The organism is Glycomyces buryatensis, from assembly GCF_004912275.1.
GTDB lineage: Bacteria > Actinomycetota > Actinomycetes > Mycobacteriales > Micromonosporaceae > Glycomyces > Glycomyces buryatensis.
The window spans coordinates 1,337-2,734 of the sequence record NZ_STGY01000051.1; the positions used below are offsets into that span (position 1 = coordinate 1,337).

2 protein-coding genes are annotated in these 1,398 nt (G+C 67.2%); both read left to right on the plus strand.

Annotated elements, in window-relative coordinates; translation table 11 throughout:
* Window positions 1–32: 32 nt before the first annotated feature.
* The gene (locus FAB82_RS27115; RefSeq protein WP_168801578.1) at window positions 33–695 is read left to right on the plus strand and encodes a histidine phosphatase family protein; all 663 of its coding nucleotides are present in this window, start codon (window positions 33–35) and stop codon (window positions 693–695) included.
* A gap of 38 nt (window positions 696–733) precedes the next feature.
* Window positions 734–1,207: a hypothetical protein gene (locus tag FAB82_RS12860; protein ID WP_136534940.1), complete on the plus strand. Its 474-nt coding sequence runs from the start codon at window positions 734–736 to the stop codon at window positions 1,205–1,207.
* Window positions 1,208–1,398: the final 191 nt, after the last annotated feature.

Sequence of the window (1,398 nt, forward strand, 5' to 3'; positions counted from 1 at the left end):
AAGTCCGGCGACGAGACCGTGGAGGACCAGCGGTGAACCGGCTTGTCGTCATGCGGCACGGGCAGACCGAGTGGAACGTCGCCGGTCGTATTCAAGGCTCGTCGGACATCGACCTGGATGAGACCGGACGGGCCCAGGCCCAGTCGGCGGCTCCGGCTGCCGCAGCCTATGAGCCGGTCCGGATCATCTCTTCGGACCTGCGCCGCGCCCTTGACACGGCTCGCCCGATCGCCGATATCGTCGGTGTCGAGATCGAACTCGACAAGCGGCTGCGCGAGCGCGGTTACGGGCCCTGGGAGGGCCTGATGCACACCGAGATCGCCGAGCAGTTCCCCGATGACCACCGGCGGTGGCGTTCGCAGGAACCGCTGCTGAACCCCGAGATCGAGACTTGGGCCGAGCTGAATCGGCGCACCTCCGAGGCCGTCCGCGACATTGTCGAATCCGACGTCGAGGGTACGGCGATCATCGTCTGCCACGGCGGCTCGGCACGTCAGGTCATCGGCGGGATCCTCGCCTGGGACCAGACGGCGACCAGTGCCCTGTCGGGCATGGACAATGCGCACTGGGCCGATCTGCGGCGCATGCGCTCCGGCAAGTGGCGCATGTTCGGGTACAACCTCGGGGTCGACCCGGCCCACACGATTGGCTCGACCCCGCTCGGGAAGAGCCAACTGGCGGACGGAAAGCTGTAATCGTGCAACCGCATCCGCGGCGGCGACGTCAAAGCCGCATGGATACTCATCGACCCGCATGGTCCGTGCGGCTGCTGGTTCCTGTCCTCGGCGTGCTCGTGTTCGGGCTGCTCGGGGCCTGCGGGACCGGCGGCGGTCCCGGCGAGGAGACCTCGAGCGCCGAGCCGACCACGGAATCTGCCAGCGAGACCGCCGCTTCGGAATCACCCACACCCGCGGAGGACAGCATGTCGGAGGAGACCACCCCCTCCCTGGATCCGTCGATGGGCTCGGAGGAGCCGGGCGAGGGCGGGACGCTCACGATCTCCGGCACCGTCGAATCCGGTGTCGAATCCGGGTGCCTGGTGCTGGAATACGACGGCACTGTCTACGGGATCTACGGCGACTACGACTCTTCTGTCGTCAAGTCGGGAGCTTCGGTGACCCTGAGCGGGCACCTGGAACCGGACATGATGACGACCTGCCAGCAGGGGACCCCGTTCGTGGTGGAGGAAGCGGAAACCGCCGATTAGGTACTGTGGCCGGGTGACCGTCGCCGTTGTTACCGATTCCACCTCGGCTCTGCCGGATTCCTTGCGTTCCGCGCCGGGCCTGACCGTGCTGGGTATTCCGGTGTTCATCGGGGGCAGGGAGTTCGTCGAACGAAGTGAGGCGGACGGGAGGCCCAGTGTCGAACGAAGCGCCGCGGACGGGGAGCCCAGTG

Coding starts and splice junctions, on each gene's coding strand:
- FAB82_RS12860 (WP_136534940.1), top strand. CDS start 734: ATGGATACTCATCGACCCGCATGGTCCGTGCGGCTGCTGGTTCCTGTC.